This is a genomic window from Vibrio sp. 10N.222.48.A3, from assembly GCF_041475345.1.
GTDB lineage: Bacteria > Pseudomonadota > Gammaproteobacteria > Enterobacterales > Vibrionaceae > Vibrio > Vibrio tasmaniensis_A.
In genome coordinates this window covers 1-3,479 of record NZ_JBFRVX010000496.1, presented here as the reverse complement: position 1 = coordinate 3,479, position 3,479 = coordinate 1, and the positions used below count along the sequence as shown (strand labels likewise).

General features: G+C 45.7%; 3 protein-coding genes. All 3 read left to right on the top strand.

Going from position 1 to position 3,479, the window contains the following annotated elements; genetic code table 11:
- The first annotated feature begins 35 nt into the window (after nucleotides 1-35).
- Nucleotides 36-1,355, top strand: a complete 1,320-nt coding sequence (gene hisD, locus AB4653_RS14660) for a histidinol dehydrogenase (RefSeq protein ID WP_017098157.1) — start codon at nucleotides 36-38, stop codon at nucleotides 1,353-1,355.
- A 9-nt stretch (nucleotides 1,356-1,364) separates the two neighbouring features.
- Entirely contained in the window at nucleotides 1,365-2,405 is a 1,041-nt protein-coding gene (gene hisC / locus AB4653_RS14655) for a histidinol-phosphate transaminase (RefSeq protein ID WP_009848804.1), read from the top strand.
- Between the two features lie 130 nt (nucleotides 2,406-2,535).
- Nucleotides 2,536-3,479, top strand: a 944-nt coding sequence (gene hisB, locus AB4653_RS14650; RefSeq protein ID WP_372104554.1) for a bifunctional histidinol-phosphatase/imidazoleglycerol-phosphate dehydratase HisB, incomplete at its 3' end; no start/stop codon positions are given.

The following is a 3,479-nucleotide window of genomic DNA, read 5'->3' as shown; positions in this document are numbered from 1 at the left end:
ATTCTAGTATTACCAATCGAAAAAATGATGGGGTAGTGACGATGAGAACCGTTGTTTGGCAATCTTTAAGTGAATCACAGCAAGACTCGGTATTAGAGCGTCCAGCTATTACTGAAGGTGCAAACATCACAGCGACTGTTTCTGATGTTATTGCAAAAGTACGAAATGAAGGCGATGCCGCACTTAAGGAACTGACTGAAAAGTTTGATGGTGTGACTCCAGAATCTATCCGAGTTAGTTCGGGTGAGATCGAAGAGGCATGTGCTCGTCTAACACCAGAGATGAAGCAAGCGTTGGAGCAAGCTTACAGCAACATTGCTAAGTTTCATGAAGCTCAAAAGCCACAGCCAATTAAGGTTGAAACACAGCCTGGTGTTGTGTGTGAGCAGGTGACGCGCGCGATTAATACTGTTGGACTTTATATTCCGGGGGGCAGTGCGCCACTTCCGTCAACGGTTCTTATGTTAGGTGTACCTGCTCAAATTGCGGGTTGTCGTAAGGTTGTGCTTTGCTCACCTCCGCCCATCGCGGATGAAATCTTGTATGTCGCTAATCTTTGTAAAATCGATGAGGTTTACAATGTTGGTGGTGGTCAAGCCGTTGCTGCCATGGCTTACGGGACCGAGAGCGTTGCTAAGGTTGATAAGATCTTCGGCCCAGGTAACGCTTACGTAACGGAAGCTAAACGCCAAGTAAGTAACGACTTCCGTGGCGCTGCGATTGATATGCCTGCTGGCCCGTCTGAAGTGTTAGTGATTGCAGACGAAACTGCGGATGCTGACTTCATTGCTGCTGATCTACTGAGCCAAGCTGAACACGGGCCAGATTCACAGGTTGTATTAGTAACACCATCACCAGTTATTGCCGACCAAGTAACCGATGCAGTTCAGAAGCAACTGAAAGAGCTGTCTCGTGCGAACATCGCTCAGCAAGCATTGGCTTCAAGTCTAATCATCATTGCTGAATCGATCACTCAAGCGATTGCGATTTCGAATTTCTATGGCCCGGAACACTTGATTGTTCAGACCAAGAGTCCACGTGAACTGCTGCCATTACTAGATAATGCAGGTTCAATCTTCTTGGGTGACTGGTCTCCAGAATCTGCAGGTGACTACGCATCAGGCACAAACCACGTTCTTCCGACTTACGGCTATACCAAGACTTATTCAAGCCTAGGTTTGGCGGATTTCTCTAAGCGTATGACGGTACAAGAGTTAACAGCTGATGGCTTACAAGGCCTAGCGCCAACGGTAGTCACAATGGCGGAAGCCGAAGGTTTGGACGCACACAAACGTGCGGTGACCATCCGAGTTGAAAAATTAAATCGATTTGAACAGCTAAATAAAGCGAAATAAGGGTAGGGCATGGAAAAGTTAGCAAGAAAACAAGTTCAGGCTCTAACACCTTACTTGTCTGCAAGACGCATTGGTGGCAGCGGAGATGTATGGTTGAACGCCAACGAATCTCCGTTTGATAACGAGTACACCTTAAATCTGACTCGACTTAATCGCTACAGCGAGTGTCAGCCTAAAGAGCTAATCGATGCTTACGCTCAATATGCGGGTGTTGCACCAGAGCAAACGTTGACTACTCGTGGTGCTGACGAAGGCATTGAACTACTGATTCGTGCTTTCTGTGAGCCGAACGAAGACGCTATTCTTTACTGCCCACCCACTTACGGTATGTACGCAATCAGTGCAGAGACGATTGGTGTTGAGCGTAAAGTGGTGCCTCTGACTTCTGAATGGCAATTGGATCTTCCTGCTATTGAAGCTCAACTTGACAACGTAAAAGTGGTCTTTGTTTGTAGTCCAAATAACCCAACCGGTAATTTGGTTGATCGCAAAGACATCATCAAGCTGCTTGAAATGACACAAGACAAAGCGATTGTTGTGATGGATGAAGCGTATATCGATTTCTGCCCTGAAGCATCAACGGTGGATTTGCTTGCTCAGTATCCGAATCTAGCGATTCTTCGAACTCTCTCGAAAGCATTTGCTTTAGCGGGTTTACGTTGTGGCTTTACGCTAGCGAACAAAGAGCTTATCGATGTATTGTTAAAAGTGATTGCTCCTTATCCAGTGCCAATCCCTGTTGCTGACATTGCCGTTCAAGCACTTTCAGAGCAAGGACTAGCGCGTGCTAAGTTCCAAGTTCTGGATTTAAGTGCTAACCGAGCGTATTTACAAGCCGGTTTACTAGGTATGCCTCAAGTGACGGTGTTTGATGGTTGGGGTAACTACCTACTGGTTAAATTCCCGAACGGCGATGAGTTATTTAAAGCGGCTTGGGATACGGGCATCATTTTGCGTAATTCACCAATTGAAGACTGTGTTCGTATTAGTATTGGTAATCGCGAAGAGTGCGAAAAGACACTTGGATTCATTCGTAACTTTTATCAGTAACGAAAGGCTTACCAGTAATAACATTTGCCAGTTTTAGTGGATTAATAATCGGCTGGCAAATGAAACCAATATTTTGGGTTAGCGTTGATTTTAGCTAGGCCAGCAGATTTAAAATTAAAAGGAAGTTCAAGTGAGTAAACAACAGAAAATACTTTTTATAGACCGTGACGGCACCTTAATTGTTGAGCCGCCAGTTGACTTTCAAGTAGACCGTTTAGACAAACTAAAATTCGAACCGTTAGTGATTCCTAGCCTACTTGCACTGCAAGATGCGGGTTATCGCTTAGTGATGGTGACTAACCAAGATGGTCTAGGTACAGATAGCTACCCGCAAGAAGAGTTCGATGCTCCACACAATATGATGATGGAGTTCTTTGAGTCTCAGGGCGTTAAGTTTGATGATGTTCTAATCTGCCCTCACTTTGATGAAGACAATTGCTCTTGCCGCAAGCCTAAGCTGGGTATGGTTAAAGAATACCTACAGGGCGGTAAAGTTGACTTCCAAAAGTCAGTCGTGATTGGTGATCGAATGACGGATCTTCAACTTGCTGAGAACATGGCAATTCGTGGTATCCAATACGGACCAGATGCGCAAGCTGAAGGCACGCTTAACTGGCCACAAATCGTTAAAGATCTGACGGTTAATGCGCGCATTGCTGAAGTGGTTCGTACCACTAAAGAAACGGACATCAAGGTGGCAGTAAACCTTGATGAAACCGGTGGCAACAAGATCGATACTGGCATGGGGTTCTTCGATCACATGCTTGATCAAATCGCGACACACGGCGGTTTCCAAATGAACCTGACTGTGAAGGGCGATCTACACATTGATGATCACCACACAGTAGAAGATACCGCTCTTGCTTTAGGCCAAGCATTGAAAGATGCATTAGGCGATAAACGTGGTATTGGCCGCTTTGGTTTCAGCCTACCAATGGATGAGTGTTTGGCTCAGTGTGCGCTAGACCTTTCTGGCCGTCCATACCTGAAGTTCGATGCTAAATTCAGCCGCGAGCAAGTGGGTGACCTTTCAACAGAGATGGTGGTTCACTTCTTCCGTTCTCTAACCGATAC